The sequence below is a fragment of the Aeromonas enterica genome, from assembly GCF_054052465.1.
In genome coordinates this window covers 1-19,096 of the sequence record NZ_JBSTYL010000035.1, presented here as the reverse complement: position 1 = coordinate 19,096, position 19,096 = coordinate 1, and the positions used below count along the sequence as shown (strand labels likewise).

11 protein-coding genes are annotated in these 19,096 nt (G+C 57.2%); 9 read left to right on the top strand and 2 right to left on the bottom strand.

The genetic code is table 11. The annotated features are described in order from the left end of the window. Positions 1-26 precede the first annotated feature (26 nt). Entirely contained in the window at positions 27-704 is a 678-nt protein-coding gene (locus tag ACW5XD_RS22315; RefSeq protein WP_456496785.1) for an amino acid ABC transporter permease, read from the top strand. Then, entirely contained in the window at positions 701-1,462 is a 762-nt protein-coding gene (locus tag ACW5XD_RS22310; RefSeq protein WP_456496784.1) for an amino acid ABC transporter ATP-binding protein, read from the top strand. Before ACW5XD_RS22315 ends, ACW5XD_RS22310 begins: the two co-directional genes overlap by 4 nt. A gap of 84 nt (positions 1,463-1,546) precedes the next feature. On the opposite strand, the gene ACW5XD_RS22305 is transcribed toward ACW5XD_RS22310, so the two are convergent. Further along, positions 1,547-2,962, bottom strand: a complete 1,416-nt coding sequence (locus ACW5XD_RS22305; protein ID WP_456496783.1) for an FAD-dependent oxidoreductase — start codon at positions 2,960-2,962, stop codon at positions 1,547-1,549. Between the two features lie 12 nt (positions 2,963-2,974). Then, the gene (gene gltB / locus ACW5XD_RS22300; RefSeq protein ID WP_456496782.1) at positions 2,975-7,432 is read right to left on the bottom strand and encodes a glutamate synthase large subunit; all 4,458 of its coding nucleotides are present in this window, start codon (positions 7,430-7,432) and stop codon (positions 2,975-2,977) included. A 600-nt stretch (positions 7,433-8,032) separates the two neighbouring features. Between gltB and ACW5XD_RS22295 the strand changes: the two genes are divergently transcribed. From ACW5XD_RS22295 to ACW5XD_RS22265, 7 genes are all read left to right on the top strand, one after another. Continuing rightward, positions 8,033-8,968 carry a TIGR01212 family radical SAM protein gene (locus ACW5XD_RS22295; RefSeq protein WP_456496781.1) on the top strand — a complete coding sequence of 312 codons (936 nt, stop codon included), beginning with the start codon at positions 8,033-8,035 and terminating at the stop codon, positions 8,966-8,968. 405 nt (positions 8,969-9,373) lie between these two features. After that, entirely contained in the window at positions 9,374-11,518 is a 2,145-nt protein-coding gene (locus ACW5XD_RS22290; RefSeq protein WP_456496780.1) for a type I secretion system permease/ATPase, read from the top strand. Further along, positions 11,511-12,929 (top strand): HlyD family type I secretion periplasmic adaptor subunit, encoded by a 1,419-nt coding sequence (locus ACW5XD_RS22285; RefSeq protein WP_456496779.1) that lies wholly within the window; start codon positions 11,511-11,513, stop codon positions 12,927-12,929. The genes ACW5XD_RS22290 and ACW5XD_RS22285 overlap by 8 nt, the downstream gene beginning before the upstream one ends. A gap of 35 nt (positions 12,930-12,964) precedes the next feature. Continuing rightward, complete coding sequence (locus tag ACW5XD_RS22280) at positions 12,965-14,293, top strand: TolC family outer membrane protein (protein WP_456496778.1); 1,329 nt, start codon at positions 12,965-12,967, stop codon at positions 14,291-14,293. A gap of 147 nt (positions 14,294-14,440) precedes the next feature. Next, positions 14,441-15,163 (top strand): transglutaminase-like cysteine peptidase, encoded by a 723-nt coding sequence (locus ACW5XD_RS22275; protein WP_456496777.1) that lies wholly within the window; start codon positions 14,441-14,443, stop codon positions 15,161-15,163. Between the two features lie 3 nt (positions 15,164-15,166). After that, a complete protein-coding gene (locus tag ACW5XD_RS22270; protein ID WP_456496776.1) occupies positions 15,167-17,092 on the top strand; it encodes an EAL domain-containing protein in 1,926 nt (641 codons plus the stop codon). Between the two features lie 185 nt (positions 17,093-17,277). After that, a partial coding sequence (locus ACW5XD_RS22265) for a retention module-containing protein (protein ID WP_456496775.1) occupies positions 17,278-19,096 on the top strand: 1,819 nt, incomplete at its 3' end.

The window sequence follows — 19,096 nt, the reverse complement described above, 5'->3', positions numbered from 1 at the left end:
AATTATAACAATAAAGGAGAATTAACGTGCCAGCCTGGTTGCAGTTAATGATCGACTCTTTTTGGCCCCTGCTCAGTGCGGGGCTTATTTTTACCGTGCCCTTGACCCTGCTCACCTTCGTATTGGGAATATTGCTCGGTTTCCTGGTGGCGCTAGCGCGATTGTATGGTCCCGCTCCGCTGGTCGCACTGGTCCGTTTCTATGTCTGGCTTATTCGGGGGACGCCGCTGCTGGTGCAGCTCTTTCTGATTTTTTATGGTTTGCCGAGCGCCGGCATAGTGCTGGATGCCTTTACCGCCGCCGTCATCGGTTTCACCCTCAACATCGGCGCCTACAGCTCGGAGATCATCCGCGCCACTTTGGCGGCGATCCCGAAAGGGCAGTGGGAGGCGGCCTACTCCATCGGCATGAACTGGCCCCAGGTGATGTGGCGGGTGATCCTGCCGCAGGCGGCGCGCATCGCTGTGCCACCGCTCTCCAACACCTTCATCTCGCTGGTCAAGGACACCTCGCTGGCGGCGGCGGTGACTGTGCCCGAGCTGTTTCAGGCGGCCCAGCGACTCGCCTCCGTCACCTATGAGCCGCTCATCCTATACATAGAAACGGCCATCATCTACCTGCTGTTCAGCTCTGTGCTCTCCACCCTGCAAGACAGGCTGGAGCGCAGGCTGACCCACAAAGAGACCCGGGAGCTTGCCCTATGATCCGATTGAGCGGCATCGAGAAACAGTTTGGCGGCCAGCGGGTGTTCAAGGGGATAGACCTTGCCATGGCGGCGGGCAGCGTCACCGCCCTGATAGGCCCCTCCGGCAGCGGCAAGAGCACCTTGCTGCGCTGCGTGAACCTGCTGGAGCGACCGGACGCGGGGCAGCTGGTGCTGGGAGGGAGCGAGCTCGACTTTGCCCACCACCTGCCTCGCCAGAGCGTGCTGAGCCTGCGCCAGCAGACCGGCATGGTGTTTCAGAACTTCCAGCTGTTCCCGCACATGACGGTGCTGGAAAACGTGATGGAGGGGTTGGTGACAGTACTGAAGTGGCCCAAGGCGAAAGCGCAGGCGCGTGGCTTGGCGTTGCTCGACAAGGTGGGGCTCAGGCACAAGGCCGAGGCGGTGCCCGCCACCCTCTCCGGCGGCCAGCAGCAGCGGGTCGCCATAGCACGGGCGTTGGCACCGGCGCCCAAGGTGCTGCTCTGTGACGAACCCACCTCGGCGCTGGATCCCGAGCTCGCGCTGGAGGTGGTGGCCGTGCTGCGCCAGCTGGCCCGTGAAGGGACCACCATGCTGATCGCCACCCACGACTTGCGTCTGGCGTCCCAGATAGCGCAACAGGTGATCTTTCTGGAATCCGGCGAGGTGGTGGAGGCGGGCAGTGCGCGCCAGATGTTCACCACTCCCAGGCGGGCCCGCACCTTCGAGTACATCTCCACCCTGACCGAGCGGTTGCCGGAGAGCTGGAGCATCTAGCGGCGCTTGCCCGGACGACAGCCATATAAAAAAACAGCCCCGCATCTGCGGGGCTGTTTGCTTGGGAAAGCCTTGGACGGCCGCTTACACGGCCAGGTAGTCCATGATCCCTTCGGCGGCCTTGCGGCCCTCGTAGATGGCGGTCACCACCAGATCCGAGCCACGCACCGCATCGCCACCGGCGAACACTTTGGGGTTGCTGGTCTGGAAGGCATGTTCGGCCTGCTCGGGGGCTTTGATCCTATCCCGGCTGTCGAGCTCGATACCGTACTCCGCCATCCAGGGCTGGGGGTTGGGCTGGAAGCCGAACGCCATCACCACCGCATCGGCAGCGAGCACCTGCTCGGAGCCTGCGATCACCACCGGATTGCGGCGGCCGTTGGCATCGGGCGCACTGAGTTCAGTGCTCACCACCTTGATGCCGCAGGTACGGCCATGGGCATCGAGTTCGACGCCAACCGGCTGCAGGTTGAACATGAATTCCACCCCTTCTTCCTGGGCGTTCTTCACCTCCCGCTTGGAGCCCGGCATATTCTCGGCGTCGCGGCGGTAGGCGCAGATCACCTTGTCGGCCCCTTGGCGGATGGCGGTACGGACGCAGTCCATGGCGGTATCGCCGCCACCGAGTACCACCACCTGCTTGCCGGCGAAGTCGATGTAATCGGCCTGTGCCTTCTCAAAGCCCAGCAGCCGGTTGGCGTTGGAGACGAGGTAGGGCAGGGCGTCGTACACCCCCGGTGCCTCTTCGTTGGCAAAGCCGCCCTTCATGTATTTGTAGGTGCCGACCCCGAGGAAGACGGCATCAAACTCGCCGAGCAGGTCGGCGAAGGTGACATCCTTGCCCACCTCGGTCTCGAGGCGAAACTCGATCCCCATGTCCTCGAAGATCTGGCGTCGACGCTGCATCACCTCTTTTTCCAGCTTGAAGGAGGGGATGCCGAAGGTGAGCAGGCCGCCGATCTCCGGGTATTTGTCAAACACCACGGCGCTGACACCGCTGCGCGCCAGCACGTCGGCGCAGGCGAGCCCGGCCGGGCCGGCGCCGATGACGGCGACCCGTTTGTCTGTCTTGATCACCTTGGAGAGATCCGGGCGCCAGCCCATCTCGAACGCCTTGTCGGTGATGTATTTCTCGATGTTGCCTATGGTGACGGCGCCGAAGCGATCATTCAGGGTGCAGGCTCCTTCGCAGAGGCGGTCTTGCGGGCAGACCCGGCCGCACACCTCCGGCAGGCTGTTGGTCTGGTGGGAGAGCTCCACCGCCTCCAGGATGCGCCCCTCGTTGGCCAGCTTCAGCCAGTTGGGGATGTAGTTGTGCACCGGACACTTCCACTCGCAATAGGGGTTGCCGCAGTCGAGGCAGCGATCCGCCTGCATGCCGACCTGGGCCTGGTTGAAGGGTTCGTAGATCTCCACGAACTGGATCTTGCGGATCTTGAGCGGCTTCTTGGGCGGGTCGACCCGCTGGACATCGATAAACTGGAATACGTTCTGGCTCATAGGGTTCCCTCCTTATTGCGCCTGGATTCTGAGTTCTGCACTGGAACGGCTGGTGTGGCCAAGCAGGGACTTGACGTCGCTGGACTTGGGTTTGATCAGCCTGAACTTGGGCACATAGGAGTCGAAATTGGCCAGGATCTCCTCGGCGCGTGAGCTGCCTGTCTCGGCCAAGTGCGCCGTGATGATACCGCGCAGGTGCTCCTGGTGGATGGCGAGATCCGCCACGTCCAGCAGTTCCACCAGCTCGGGGTTGGTGCGCTTGGCAAAGTTGCCGCACTCGTCCAGCACGTAGGCAAAACCGCCTGTCATGCCCGCTGCGAAGTTGACGCCCGTGGTGCCGAGTATGGTGACGATGCCGCCTGTCATGTATTCACAGCCGTTGTCGCCAATCCCCTCGACCACCGCCAGGGCGCCGGAGTTGCGCACTGCGAAGCGCTCGCCCGCCGTGCCTGCCGCGTAGAGCTTGCCGCCGGTGGCGCCATAGAGGCAGGTGTTGCCGATGATGGCCGCCTCGTGGGACTTGAACGCCACGCCGACGTGGGGTTTGACCACCAGCTTGCCACCAGTCATGCCCTTGCCCACGTAGTCGTTGGCGTCACCCGTGAGTATCATCTCGAGGCCACCCGCGTTCCAGACACCGAAGCTCTGGCCTGCGGTACCGTTGAAGTGAACCTTCACCGGATCGGCCGCCATGCCCTGGTTGCCGTGGCGTTTGACTATCTCGCCAGACAGGCGCGCACCCACCGAGCGATCCGTGTTGCGGATGTCATAGCGGAATTCACCGCCCGACTTGTACTCGACCGCCTCCAGCAGATCTTCCACCATCTTGAGGTTGAGCGGACCCTTGTCGAAGGTGGGATTGTGCTGCTGGCTGAACAGGCTGGAGCCTGCCGGAGCCACCGGGCTTGCCAGTATGCCGGAGAGATCCAGCTTGGCCTGACGGGCGGTGAGGCCGGGCAGGGCTTCGAGCAAGTCGGTACGACCGATCAGATCCGTCAGCTGGGACACCCCCAGCCGGGCCATCAGCTCGCGCGTCTCCTCCGCGATGAACTGGAAGTAGTTCATCACCATCTCCGGCAGGCCGGTGAAGTGCTCGCGGCGCAGTTTCTCATCCTGGGTGGCGACGCCGGTGGCGCAGTTGTTCAGGTGACAGATACGCAGGTATTTGCAACCGAGCGCCACCATGGGGCCGGTGCCAAAACCGAAGCTTTCGGCGCCGAGGATGGCCGCCTTGATGATGTCCAGACCGGTCTTGAGGCCGCCATCCACCTGCAACCGCACCTTGTGGCGCAGGCCGTTGGCCACCAGAGCTTGCTGGGTTTCGGCCAGGCCAAGCTCCCAGGGGGAGCCGGCATACTTGACCGAACTCAGCGGGCTGGCGCCGGTGCCACCGTCATAACCCGAGACGGTGATAAAGTCGGCATAGGCCTTGGCCACGCCGCAGGCGATGGTACCGACGCCGGGCTCGGAGACCAGTTTGACCGACACCAGACAGTCCGGGTTGATCTGCTTGATGTCGAAGATGAGCTGGGCCAAGTCCTCGATGGAGTAGATGTCGTGGTGCGGCGGCGGCGAGATCAGGGTCACGCCGGGCACGGAATAACGCAGTTTGGCTATCTGGGCCGTCACCTTGTCACCGGGCAGCTGGCCCCCTTCGCCGGGCTTGGCGCCCTGGGCCACCTTGATCTGCACCACGTCGGCGTTCATCAGGTAGTGGGGGGTGACGCCGAAGCGCCCCGAGGCCACCTGCTTGATGCGGGAGTTCTTCTCGGTGCCGAAACGCTTGGGATCTTCGCCACCCTCGCCCGAGTTGCTCTTGCCGCCGAGCCGGTTCATGGCTACCGCCAGCGCCTCGTGGGCCTCAGGCCCCAGCGCGCCGATGGACATGGCTGCGGAGTCGAAACGGGGGAACAGCTTGGCCGCAGGCTCGACTTGATCCAGCGCCACCGGGTTGTCGACCTTCTTCAGGGCGAGCAGATCACGCAAGGTGGAGACAGGGCGTTCATTCACCAGACGCGCGTACTCCTTGTAATCGGCGTAGTCGCCGGAGCGCACCGCGGTTTGCAGGGTCTGCACCACGTCCGGGTTGTAGGTGTGGTACTCGCCGCCGTGGACAAACTTGAGCAGGCCGCCCTGGGTGAGGGACTTGCGCTGTAGCCAGGCCTGGCGGGCCAGATTGAGCTGATCCTGCTGGATGTCGGCAAAATCGGCGCCCTGAATGCGGCTGGAGACGCCCCGGAAGCACATGGCGACCACGGCGCTGGAGAGGCCAACGGCTTCAAACAGCTGGGAGCAGCGGTAGCTGGCGACCGTGCTGATGCCCATCTTGGACATCACCTTGTAGAGCCCCTTGTTGATGCCGTTGCGGTAGTTGAGCATGGCCTGGCGCAGGCTCATTTTGAGCACCCCTTCCTCGACCTGTTTGGCGAGAGTCTCATAGGCCAGATAGGGGTAGATGGCGGTGGCGCCAAAGCCCAGCAACACCGAGAAGTGGTGCGGATCGCGACAGCTGGCGGTCTCCACCAGGATGTTGGCGTCGCAGCGCAGGTTGTTGTCCACCAGGGTGCGTTGCACCGCGCCCACCGCCATGGCGGCTGGAATGGGCAGGGTATTGGCACTGACGTCCCGATCCGACAGCACCAGCAGGACGGTGCCGGCCTGGGCGGCGGCCTTGGCTTCCTCACAGACGCGGTTGAGCGCAGCTTCCAGCCCCTCTTCGGGCGCGAAGTTGAGGCTCAACACTGCATGACGATAGTGTTCCCCTTCCAGCGCCAGCAACTGGTGGAAGTCGGAGTAGAGCAGGATCGGCGACTGGAACAGCACACGGTGGGCGTGGCCGAAGGTTTCGTTGAAGACGTTTTGCTCGCGCCCGATGCAGGTGGCCAGCGACATGACGTGGTTTTCCCGCAGCGGATCGATGGGCGGATTGGTCACCTGGGCGAACATCTGGCGGAAGTAGTCATACAGGGTGCGCTGGCTGGAGGAGAGGACCGCCATCGGGGTGTCATCCCCCATGGAGCCTACCGCTTCCTGGCCGTTCTCGCCGAGAACGCGGATGATCTGATCCAGCTCCTCGTAGGAGTAGCCGAACAGCTTCTGATAGGTCTTGAGCTGGTCGTCCGAGAACTCGCGGGCGCCTGTGCTGGCGTCATCCATCTGCTCGAACGGCACCAGCCGTTTGCAATGCTTGTCCATCCACTGCTTGTAGGTGTGACGGCTCTTGAGATCGTCATCGATCTCGAAGCTGGTCCAGATCTTGCCGTTGCTGGTATCTACCACGAACAGCTCGCCCGGGCCGACCCGGCCCTTCTCCAGCACCTCGTCCGGGGTGTAATCCCAGGTACCTACTTCGGAGGCCAGCGTGATGAACTTGTCCTTGGTGATGACATAGCGGGCCGGACGCAGGCCGTTGCGATCGAGCGCGCAGGTGGCGTAGCGGCCATCTGTCATGACGATGCCGGCCGGGCCATCCCAGGGTTCCATGTGCATGGAGTTGAAGTCATAGAAGGCGCGCAGGTCGTCATCCATGTTCGGGTGTTTTTGCCATGCTGGCGGGATCAGCAGGCGCATGGCACGGAACAGGTCCATGCCACCGGCCAGGAACAGATCCAGCATGTTGTCGAGGCTGGAGGAGTCGGAGCCCGTGGTGTTGACGAAGGGGGCGGCCTCTTGCAGATCCGGGATCAGCGGGGTGGCAAACTTGTAGCTGCGCGCCTTGGCCCACTGACGGTTGCCGGCGATGGTGTTGATCTCGCCGTTGTGTGCCAGGTAGCGGAACGGCTGCGCCAACGGCCAGCGCGGGCTGGTGTTGGTGGAGAAACGCTGGTGGAACACGCAGATGGCGGCCTGCATGCGAATGTCGGCGAGATCCAGATAGAAGCGCGGCAAATCCACCGGCATACACAGTCCCTTGTAGACTGTGACCAAGTTGGAGAGGCTGACCACGTAGAAGTAGTCGTCACTGATGCGTTTCTCAATGCGGCGACGCACTATATAGAGGCGACGCTCGAGATCCTTGTCGACCCAGCCGGGTGGTGCGTTGACAAAGACTTGTTCGATGCTGGGCAGGGAGGCTTTGGCGATGGGACCGAGCACATTGGTATCGATGGGCACCTTGCGCCAACCGACCAGACTCAAGGTCTCTCTTTCCAGCTCCTCGTCGATGATGTCGCGGGTTTTCTGGGCCAACAGGGGGTCCGGATTCAGGAACAGCATGCCGACCGCATAGTTGCGGCCCAGGTGCCATCCTTTCTCTTCGGCGATCGCGCGATAGAAGCTGTCCGGTTTTTGCAGCAGAAGGCCGCAGCCATCGCCGGTCTTGCCGTCGGCGGAGATGCCGCCGCGGTGCTGCATGCGAGCCAAGGCTGACATCGCGAGACGGACAAGCTTGTGGCTGGCTTCCCCTTCCATGTGGGCCAACAGGCCGAAGCCACAGTTATCCCTCTCCAGCTTTGGATCATATAGTGACATTGCATTTCTCCCTTGCTCGGCCTTCCATCGCAAACTGCATAAATTGCGATTGGCTCTTGTGGTTCCGTCCGCCTGAGGTGGCGAATCTCCAAACTAATGGGATTTTTCGGCAAGGTCAATTGGACATCCCGGCTGTTTTAATTATTACAAAGTCATAACAAAATGTCGGGGTGCGGGTGTATATGGGGCCTGGAGTGGCTATTGCTCTGGGTATTTTTATTTTTGCGGGATTTAATACTGATATCTTGGGTTTTGTTGGTTGACTCAGTGGGAGCGGGGATTTGTAGTAATTTTACCAATCTATCCGGCCAGTGAGAGGTGGCGATCACAATTATGTACCCTGTGTCTTGCATTTGTCGCCAATGGGTCTATGAGAAAAATTTCATTGTTCAACAGGTGGTTAGCTGGCCGTTATTGAGCTGTGGCCCGAGCACTGTTTTTAGCTGACGGGTTTCGAAAGCGTCAATAACTACCCACTTGCAGATATTTATCCAAATATTGGTGAATATTTATATGTTTTCTGACTCTCACCTCCCTTGATCCAGCTCAGCGCCCTGTTTATGCAAGCTCGTACAATGGCGCTCCTTTAGCGGAGGTGTCATGCAGTTACACGAACTCGTCAATACATTCGGTCAGGATCTCAAGCAACGCCACGGCCAGAAGATCCACAAACTCTCCATTCACGGCGCCTTCACCTGCCCCAATCGGGATGGCACCCTGGGCCGCGGTGGCTGCACCTTCTGCAATGTCTCCTCTTTTGCCGACGAGTCGGCCCAGCAGCTCTCCGTGGTGCAGCAACTGCTGGCACGCCGGGACGAAGTGACCCGTGCCAAGCGCTATCTCGCCTATTTTCAGGCTTATACCAGCACCTATGCCGAGGTTGAATATCTGCAGCGCATGTATGAAGAGGCGCTCTCGGTCAGCGACATGGTGGGCTTGTGTGTCGGCACTCGCCCCGACTGCGTGCCGGATGCAGTGCTGGACTTGCTGGCGGGCTATCAGGCCCGTGGTTACGAGGTATGGCTGGAGCTGGGGCTGCAGAGCGCCAATGACAAGACCTTGCAGCGCATCAATCGGGGGCACGGCTACGCCGCCTATGACGATGCAGTTGCCCGGGCCCATCGGCGTGGCATCAAGGTCTGCGCTCACCTGATAGTCGGCCTGCCCGGTGAAGTGCCCATGGACAGCCTGAATACGCTGCACCGCATCGTGGAGACGGGCGTAGAGGGGATAAAGCTGCATCCGCTGCACGTGGTTGAGGGGAGCACCCTCGGCAAGGCCTGGCAGGCAGGGCGACTGGAGGTGCTGACTCTGGAGCAATATGTTGAAACGGCGGTGGCCATGATCCAGCACACCCCCCCCGAGGTGGTTTATCACCGCATCTCGGCCTCAGCGCGTCGCCCGACCCTGTTGGCGCCGGTCTGGTGTGAGAATCGTTGGACAGCCATGGCCGGAATTGCTAGTGAACTGGCTCGTTCAGGCGCTCAGGGTCATAGTCTGGGTCGCCCTTTTTCCCTTGCAGGGTCTATTGGGTGAACAAGCAAATTTTGTCAAAAAAACAGAGGGTTATTAGATGAAATTCAGTCTTTGCGGTATAGTTTCGGTAAAATTGTATTGATATAGTATTGGGCTTGAAAAAGATATCATTATCAATAAGCTTGTATTATTTCCAATTTGGGCGGGATATATCGGACATGGCGCCATCTTGTGTCGCTATCGCGAACCGACCATACCGTATCGCCTTTGGGCGTATTGCCTCTCAGGTCTGGCGATGACATTCAGTGTCATTTACCTGTGCTTAACGTTAATCAGGCTGTTGATCTCTTGCCGTGGAGCCGGGGTTCTTTATTCCACGAGATCGCGTTATTCCACGAGATCGCGTTCGCCGGACAGCGATGTGTGACCACCACCGTCGGCCTAATCATGCAGTGACAGGATGCTATGCAAGCAGAAACTAACCGTATTGATGAGTTGTTGGAGTGCCTGGTCTTCCTGACCCGCTTTTATGGCGTGCCCAACAGCCGGGATGCTCTGACCACTGGATTGCCGCTGGTATCCGGCCTGCTGACCCCGAACCTGTTCAGCCGCGCCGCCGAACGGGGGGGACTGTCTGCACGGGAAGTGATTCAGCCGCTTGCCGATATCTCCTCTCTGTTGTTGCCTTGCGTGTTGCAGATGCGTAACGGTGGGGCCTGCATATTGCTGGAATGGAACGAAGACAGAACCCAGGGCAAGGTGATTTTTCCTCAGGCAGGGGATGCGGCCGAGTGGCTCAGCATAGCCCAGTTGGGTGATGAGTATCTGGGCCGGCTCTTCTTCGTCAAAAAGCAGTTCAAGTTTGATGATCGTTCTCCCAAGGTACTGGAGACACGTAATGGACACTGGTTCTGGAGCACCTTGTTTGAATCCCGTGGCATCTATCGGGATGTACTGATCGCCTCCGTCTTGATCAACCTGTTTGCGGTGGCCAGCCCGCTGTTCACCATGAACGTTTATGACAAGATAGTGCCCAACCTGGCGTTCGAGTCGCTTTGGGTGTTGGCGGTAGGCGCCATGGTGGTGTTTACCTTCGATTTCGTGATGCGCCAGTTGCGCAGCTATTTTATCGATATCGCGGGCAAGAAATCGGACGTGTTGCTGTCGGCCAAGATCTTCGCCAAGGTGATGGGCATGCGAATGGAATCGAGACCGGCCTCTACCGGCGCCTTTGCCAAACACCTGCAAGAGTTCGAATCGGTACGAGAGTTTTTCACCTCTGCCACTGTCTCGACCCTCATCGATCTGCCCTTTGCGGTCTTCTTCCTCTTTATCATCTGGATGTTTGCCGGTGTCATGGTGATGGTGCCCATCGTCGCCATGTTGATCCTGGTGGCTTACAGCTTCTATATCCAAGCGCCGCTCAAGCAGTCCATTGAAGAGGGATCGCGGCTCGCTTCCCAGAAAAACGCCAACCTGATCGAGAGTATTTCCGGACTGGAGACGGTCAAAATTTTCGGCGCCGAGAGCATGTTCCAGCATCGCTGGGAACAGGCGGTATCCCATATATCGACTTGGGGCGTGCAGACGCGCCGCATCACCAACTCCATGTCGTCCCTGGCCAGCTACATCCAGCAAGTGGTGACCGTGGGTCTGGTGATCGTCGGTGTTTATCAGATATCGGAAGGGCTGGTCACCATGGGCGGCATGATTGCTGCCGTCATGCTGTCGAGCCGTGCCATCGCCCCCATGGTGCAGCTCTCTGTGCTCTCCACCCGCTACAACCAGGCCAAGTCCGCGCTGGAGATCCTGGAGAAGATCATGATGACGCCGGGGGAGCAGGAGGAGGGCAAGCAGTATATTCATCACCCTGTCATCGCTGGCCGGATCGAATTTGACAATGTGTCGTTCAAGTACCCCGGGATGGAAAGCAGCACACTGCACAACATCAATCTGCGGATCGAGCCGGGCGAGAAGGTGGCCATCATCGGCCGGATCGGGGCGGGCAAGACGACGCTCGAGAAGATCCTGATGGGCCTGTATCGGCCGACTGATGGTTCGGTACGCATCGACGGGTTCGAGTTGGATCAGCTGCCTGCATCGGTGATCCGGCGCAACATAGGGTGCGTGCCGCAAGACGTGACCCTGTTTTTTGGCTCGGTGCGCGACAACATCATGCTGGGCAATCCGCTGGTGGACGATGTGCGGGTCATGCGTGCGGCCAAGCGGGCCGGGGTGACCAACTTCACCAACCGGGACCCGAACGGTCTGGACCGCCAGATAGGCGAGGGGGGGCGCCAGCTCTCCGGTGGTCAGCGTCAGGCAATCCTGTTGGCCCGTGCCCTGCTCAACGATCCTCCCATTCTGGTAATGGATGAGCCCACTTCCAACATGGATAACCAGTCAGAGATGCAGGTCAAGCATGAGCTGGCACGCCTGGGCCCGGAAACGACCCTTATCCTCATCACTCACAAGACTTCCATGCTTGATGTCGCATCAAGGGTCATCGTTGTGGAGCAGGGGCAGATAGTGGCAGATGGACCCAAAGAGGTGGTGTTGCAACAGTTGAAGGAAGGCAAGGTACGTGTGCAGGAGGCGTCCAATGGCTAGATTTGGCCTGTTCAAGAGGTCGCCAGCAGATACCGTGCTGCCAGCTTCCGAGCATCTGGAATTTGTCGATGACGGGGCTGCCGCCGTCCTGTTGACCACTCCTACACGGGCCAGAGCGCTGCTGTGGGCCTGCTTCCTGTTTTTCATGAGCGCCATTGTCTGGGCTGCCTGGGCAAAACTCGATGAAGTAACCGTCGGGCAGGGCAAGGTGATCCCGTCCCGTCAGTTGCAAGTGATCCAGAACCTGGAAGGGGGGATCGTCAAGGAGATCTTCGTCAAGGAGGGTGACATAGTTGAGAAGGGACAGCCGCTGCTGCGTATCGATGACACCCGTTTCCGCTCCGATTTTCGGGAACGGGAACAAGAGCTGGTCACTCTGAAAGGTGACATTGCTCGGCTGCGGGCCGAAATGGCAAGCATCGAGGTAAAAAGCGAGCCAACGTTGGGGTGGCGTGAGCAGGTCGTAGTGGGGGCTGCGCCGATCCAGTTTCCTGATGGCTATGAAATGGTATTCGCCGAATATGCCAACCGCGAGCGCTCTGTACAAAAGGATCGCCTCGACAACTTGAGAAACCAGCTTTATATCTTGGGCCATCAGATTGAACAGAATGAGCAGGAGCTGATCGAACTGAATGCCAAGATCCGCACCGTAAGCCGCAGTGTGGAGCTTGCCAAACAGGAGCTCAATATCAGTCGTCCCTTGGCGAAAGAGGGGATAGTGCCACAAGTTGAATTGATCAAGCTGGAGCGGCAGGTCAACGAAATGCAAGGGGAGCTTGAGAGCAACCAACTGCTAATCCCGAAACTCAATGCGGTATTGCGCGAGACCATTTCAAAGCGCAATGATATCGCGCTCAAATTCAGGGCCGATTCTCAAACTGAGCTCAATGAGAAACAGGGAAAATTGGGACAGCTATCTGAAGGCCAAGTCGGACTGCAGGACAGGGTCGACAGGACCAGCGTGATCGCGCCGCTTAAAGGCACCATCAAGAAGCTCAAGATCAATACCTTGGGTGGCGTGGTGCAACCAGGCATGGATTTGATGGAAATTGTTCCGCTGGAAGACACCCTGCTGGTCGAGGCCAAGGTTTCCCCGAAAGACATTGCATTCTTGCGACCAGGGCTGGATGCGGTGGTCAAGATCACGGCCTATGACTTCACTATTTATGGTGGGTTACATGGCAAAGTTGAACAGATAAGTGCTGATTCTATCCAGGATGAAGATGGTAATTCCTTCTATCTGGTACGGGTCCGCACCGAGAAAAGTTACTTGGGCGATGAGCTTAACGCACTTCCCATCATCCCCGGTATGTTAGCCAGTGCAGATATTATTACTGGTAAAAAAAGTGTCCTAGACTATTTGCTTAAGCCGATTTTACGGGCAAAGCAGTCGGCACTGAGAGAACGATAAGCCAACAATCTAAAAACAACATGACTGGAGATAACATGAAGAAGACGATTGTTGCCATGTTAGTAAGTGGCGCCGTGCTGTTCCCGGGCCTCACCCAGGCCCAAACGCTGGAACAGTCAGTGGCACAGTCACTGGCTACCCATCCCAAAATCAAGGAGGCTTTTGATCTCTATCAGGCTCGACTGTACCAGCATGATGGCGCCAAAGGCGGTTATTACCCCACCATAGATCTGCGCGGTGGTGTCGGTTATGAAAAGACCGACAGCCCGTCTACCCGTGCAGCAAGTCCGAACTCGACCACCATCGATGATTCGATGACTCGCAAAGAGGCCGGGATCAGCCTGCGTCAGATGCTGTTTGACGGCTTCAATGTCAGTAGCAACGTGGCCCGGACCGATGCCGAAGCGAATGCCCAGCGTCTGGCCATGATCTCCGAGGCGGAGAACACCGCACTGCGTGTGGCCGAGGTTTACCTCAACATGCTGCGCCAGCAGGAGATTCTGGAGCTGTCCAAACAAAACCTGGAAACCCATGAGCAGATCCGCAGCGATATCAGCAAGCGGACCGATTCAGGTCTGGGCTCTACCGCTGACCAGACCCAGATCGATGGTCGTGTCGCCCGGGCCTATGCCAATCAGGCGGCTGCCGAGAACAATTATCGCGATGCTGAAAGCGAGTTCATTCGTGTTGTCAACGAGGTGCCAAAGGATCTGGTGCAACCTGTTCCCAATGGAGAACTGATTCCTGCCAGTCTGGATGCTGCATTGAAAACGGCCACCGAAGTGCACCCGACTCTACTCTCCTCCTTGCAGGATATAGAAGCTGCCAAGTATCAGCATGAAGGGTCAAAATCTGATTTCTATCCGAATGTTTCGTTCGAGGTGGATCAGAATTGGAACGAAGACATCGATGCGGTCAAGGGCCGTAACGACGATCTGACTGCCATGGTGCGCATGCGTTACAACCTGTTCCGTGGTGGTTCCGATCTGGCACAAAGCAACGCCACGTCGGCTCTTTACTCTCAAGCGAAAGATATTCATATGAATGCCTTCCGTCAGGTCGAAGAGGGTACCCGTCTGGCTTGGAACGCTAAAGAGTCTCTGACCAAACAGAAGACGTTCCTGAAAGAGCACGTTGATGCCAGCTATGACACAGTACAGGCGTACAAGAAGCAGTTTGGCCTGGGTCAGCGTACCTTGTTGGACGTGTTGAACACCGAAAACGAACTGTTTGAAGCGCGTCGCAGCTATATCACCGCGGAGTATGATTCCCTGCTGGCGGATTATCGTATCCTCAACGCCACGGGCAGTTTGCTCAACGCTTTCAATGTGCAACAGCCGGCCGATTGGCAAGCAAAACAGTAATGGAAAACGCATCAGGCTTGATGCGAGTAAAAGAGATGGTTGCAGCAATGCTGCCACCATCTCTTGTCTCTGGTAGCCATATTTGGCTGGTGTAGTGAGAGCCATTTGATGCATTTAACGGCGCGGTGCAAGATAAGCTGTGATGGTATGGCGTCAGCCTACAGGCTGACATCACTCTTACGTGTACGTTGGCTACGTTACTCATTGTGGCTACTGCTGGTTTTACTGCCGCTTCTTCTTTCTGCCAGTCAGCCCTTGTCACCCGAAGATCTCAAGTTGGTGCAGCGGGCTCAAGAAACCTACGGCGTCAGGGCGGGCAAGCGCGTGACGACTTGGCGAACACTGGTCATGCAAAATCGTGCTGCTGGGCTGAGTGAGCGCCAGAAGCTGGAGAAGGTAAACCAGTTTTTCAACCAAATGCGCTTCATCGATGACATCAAGTTGTGGCGCAAAAAAGATTACTGGGCCACCCCACTGGAGTTTTTAGGGGCGGCAGGTGGTGATTGCGAAGACTTCAGTATTTCCAAATATTTTACTCTGCTGGAGCTGGGTATTCCGGATGAAAAAATGCGGATGGTGTATGTCAAAGCATTGGATTACAACCAGTTCCATATGGTTGTTGCTTACTATGACACGCCCTCTTCCGTGCCAGTGATTTTGGATAATTTGATTGGCTCCATCCGACCTGCCAGCCAGCGCAGGGATTTGATGCCTATATACAGTTTTAATGGTAGTCACTTGTGGTTGATGAAGGCGCGTGGTCAAGGGGAACTTGCCGGACAGTCGTCACGCTTGGGATTATGGAGTGATTTACGCAATCGCATGACTTCAGGGCGATTGGCTCGGCCTGTGGTGAATTTGGATGATTAACCTATGACGCTCTACAGACAATTATTGGCAACCATGTTGATCCTGTTCGGATTGTTGTTTGCGGCCACTTATTGGGTGCAATTCAATTCGACTCGGACTTACCTGGCGCAGCAACAGGAAACTACGGTCATCAATACCGCCACGTCATTGGGACTGGCGCTTACCCCGTATTTGGAAAATGGTGACAAGGTAGGTGCTGAATCAGTGATACAGGCCATCTTTGATGGTGGCTATTACCGGTTGGTCCGGCTGGATCTGCTGGCTTCCAAGGATGTCATCGAGCAAGAGAACACCAGCAATATTCAGGGGGTACCCCAATGGTTCATTGATTTGGGCCTGTTTCCCGAGGTATCCAATGAGTCAATTTTGACGTCTGGCTGGCTGCAACTGGGCAAATTGAAAGTAGTGGGTCACCCGGGTCAGGCGTATTACGAACTGTGGCGAGGGATGAGTGAACTGGCAAGCTGGTTTCTGATCGGTTTTTTGATCACCACCATTTTGTTGATGAGAGCACTGAATTATCTGCTCAAGCCGCTCAAACAGATCTGTGAGCAGGCGGTGGAGATTGAACTGCACCACTTTGGCCATGCCATTCCAGAGCCCAAGACCCACGAATTGAAACAGGTGGTACAGGCCATCAACACCCTCTCCAGCAAGTTGGCTTTGCAGTTTAAAGAGCAAGCGGAAGAAGCCGAGACATTGCGGGAGCGTGTCTATGTGGACGCTGTTTCCGGCTTGGGTAATCGTGCCTATTTTGTCGGGCAGGTCAATGCATGGATTGCCGAGGCGGGACAAGGCGGTGTCATGCTGGTGGCGGTCGATATGCTCGATGATTTGTACCGTGAAGAGGGTTTTGCCGCGCGGGACAACATGGTCAAGTCAATAGCACAAGCCTTGAAAGAGCAGCTGAAAGGGTGGGATGGTTCGGCAGTGGCACGGATTTCTGCAACAGAATATGCGCTGTTGTGTCCTACCGATGATCTGGCTCAGTTGAAGGAGCTTGCTGAAGCCATCAACGCTCGTATTGCCGACCTGGTCGTGAATCCCATGGGGGAAGGGGATGCCCTCTCGGTTATTGGTATTGCGGGACGTGACGGTAATGACGATCTTTCTGCCTTGCTGACCAAGGCTGACAACGCTCTGGGCAAGGCGCGTAATGAGCGCCGTGGTGCCGTGGTAATGGAAGGCGGTACCGATCAGGGCTTGATGGGGCGTTTGGCTTGGCGTGACCTGGTGCAAGATGCGATTGTACGGCACTTGTGGCGCTTCAAGGCTCAGCCCGCTTGCCGATTCGACAATGGAGTACGGCTGCATGCCGAGTTGTTTGCCTCTATTTCACGTGACGGTACCGATTATTTTGCCGGTCAATTCTTGCCAGCCATCGAGCAGTTCAAGCTGGGCAGCGAATTTGATCAGGCGGTACTGGATGCTTGCGTGCCCTTGCTTGAACAGCAATCAGATTTGGTGCTGGCCATCAATATCACGGCAGGCTCCCTCTGTTCTGATGAGTTTCTGACTTGGCTGACAGGGTATCTGTCGGCTCACGTCGAGTTGAAGGACAGGTTGTTGTTTGAGATACCGGAGGCCGCCATCATGAAGCACAAGGGGAATGTGACCGCCTTGGTGAGCACCTTGCAGGAGCATGGGTTCCAGTGGGGCGTTGATCATTATGGTCGTCACTTCCAGTCTCTGGGTTATCTGGAGGAGCTGGCGCCAGCCTATGTCAAGGTTGACCATGGTTATACCAGCCAGGTCATGGAGCCGGGGGCCGATACCTCTTTCCTGGCCGCAGTTTGCCGTGCCGCTCACAATGCAGGGGTAACGACCATTGCAACCCGTGTTGAGGATCAGCATCAGGTCGAGTTGCTTTCCAAGTTGCATATCGATGGTTATCAGGGCTTCGTACACCCGGCTTTCCCTTTGTCCTGAGCCACCAGTACACCAATCGGGCCCCATCGGGGCCCTTTTTTATGCGAAATCAAAATAAGTATTAAGACTTTTAGCTGAGAGAGCCCGTAAGGCCTTACTCGAATCCCAATTAAGTGACTGATTAAACAATATAAAAAAAGATCCTTCGATTTAATGCGTAGCATTGCTTCCGGTTTGAACCAATCTTGTACATTTTTGCAACGGAAGTGAGACGGACAGACATCTATGGTGTAGGCATCGAGATCTGTCATGTTGGAGCAATGGATATGCGTACCCAAGTAATCGACAAAACCGTGGTGGTTTCTTCTGTTGAAGGCAGCGTTCAAATATTGTTGGCCGATGGCAGCAGTCGCCCTCTGCAGAAAGGTGAAATTCTTCAACCCGGCGCCAAGCTCAATATCGCAGATGACGCCAAGCTGGTGTTGGCGCCCTATGATGACTCCCCAGCAGTTGCTACGTCAGACGCCACGGCCCCGGATGCTCCAGTGCCGGGACAACCGCAAGCTCCGGATGCAGGGAATGCCACTTCTCCCGATATTGCCGCACTGCAAAAATCGATCTTGCAAGGGGTAGACCCGACACAAAACTTTGAGGCTTCTGCCGCTGGTGGGGCACCTGCTGCCGGTGGTGGTGGAATTGGTGGAGTCGCCGGTGCCAGTGGTAATGGAGGCTTTGTCACCATCGACAGAATCGGTGATGCCACGATTGCCGCAGCCGGGTTTGACACCACTTACCAGACTGAGCCTGTCGTCGATACTCAACAGTTGGTAGAACCATTGCTGACCAATGAGCTGGCGGATCAAGGCGAGCAGTTGACCGTACCCGAAGATGGGGTACTGGATGGCAATGTTCTCACCAACACAGTCAATACTGATGGTCCTGATGCTGCGTCTGTGTTGCTCTTCAGTTGGGGAGATAACATCAACGTTGCTGCGGGTACCAGTATCACGATTGATGGTGTCGGCAGCCTTGTCATTAACGCTGACGGCAGTTTCACCTTCACACCAGCCCCCAACTATGATGGTGCAGTACCTCCTGCCACTTACAGCGTCACCGATGGCACTGACACGGTACAGTCCACACTGGAACTGACCATTACGCCTGCCAATGATCTCTCCGATCAGAACGAGAGTGTTGTTGTGACAGAAGACACCGCCATATCGGGCAACTTGCTGACCAATACCGTCGACAATGATGGGCCACAGGCTCCGTCTGTTACCGGGTTTAGCTGGGGCACCATCATCAATCCGGCATTGGGCACGCCAGTCACCTTGACTGGGGTGGGAACCCTCTTGGTCAATTCCGATGGAAGCTATCAGTTCACACCGGCATCTAATTACGATGGGCCGGTTCCGACAGTGAACTATACCGTCACAGACGGTACAGACACGGTTCAGTCCACTCTCTCTATTGCTATCACTCCGGTTGATGAGCCTGTTGAGCTGGCTGGTTTGCAGTTGGAAGGTGGTGAGTTGACGTTAAATGAAGCTGCTTTGACAGATGGCAGCAACCCGAATGCAACTGCTCTCACACAAAGTGGCGCGTTCACCTTCAATGCGGCAGATGGCGTACAGAGTTTGACTCTGGGCGGTGTCACACTGATCAGTAATGGGCAAGCCATTACGGCGTTCCCTCAGGCGATTCCCAGCCCACTGGGTAATCAGCTGGTCGTAACCGGCATCAATTACAACCCTGTTACTGGGTTAGGCAGTGTTAATTACAGCTACACCCTGAGCGACAATGAAAATCATACCAAGCCTGTCAATGATGCGGCTCTGGGTGAGAGTTTCGGTGTGGTACTGGTGGACACAGATGGTGATAGCACCAGTGGCAGTTTGGATGTGGTGATCTTGGATGATGTGCCGAGTGTCACGTTGACCTCTGAGCCGGAAGGTGTAGGCCGTGTGTCCGTAGATGAAAGCCTGGTCAGCCTGGGTGGCGCCGGCAGCGACGGGGTGGCCAGTGCCAGCCTGAGCGCGGCCAATGTACAGGCCCAGTTCAATC

Excerpts from the sequence above, each read along its gene's own strand:
- ACW5XD_RS22310 (WP_456496784.1), top strand. The coding sequence starts at position 701 with ATGATCCGATTGAGCGGCATCGAGAAACAGTTTGGCGGCCAGCGGGTG.
- ACW5XD_RS22305 (WP_456496783.1), bottom strand. The coding sequence starts at position 2,962 with ATGAGCCAGAACGTATTCCAGTTTATCGATGTCCAGCGGGTCGACCCG.
- gltB (WP_456496782.1), bottom strand. The coding sequence starts at position 7,432 with ATGTCACTATATGATCCAAAGCTGGAGAGGGATAACTGTGGCTTCGGC.
- ACW5XD_RS22295 (WP_456496781.1), top strand. The coding sequence starts at position 8,033 with ATGCAGTTACACGAACTCGTCAATACATTCGGTCAGGATCTCAAGCAA.
- ACW5XD_RS22290 (WP_456496780.1), top strand. The coding sequence starts at position 9,374 with ATGCAAGCAGAAACTAACCGTATTGATGAGTTGTTGGAGTGCCTGGTC.
- ACW5XD_RS22285 (WP_456496779.1), top strand. The coding sequence starts at position 11,511 with ATGGCTAGATTTGGCCTGTTCAAGAGGTCGCCAGCAGATACCGTGCTG.
- ACW5XD_RS22280 (WP_456496778.1), top strand. The coding sequence starts at position 12,965 with ATGAAGAAGACGATTGTTGCCATGTTAGTAAGTGGCGCCGTGCTGTTC.
- ACW5XD_RS22275 (WP_456496777.1), top strand. The coding sequence starts at position 14,441 with ATGGCGTCAGCCTACAGGCTGACATCACTCTTACGTGTACGTTGGCTA.
- ACW5XD_RS22270 (WP_456496776.1), top strand. The coding sequence starts at position 15,167 with ATGACGCTCTACAGACAATTATTGGCAACCATGTTGATCCTGTTCGGA.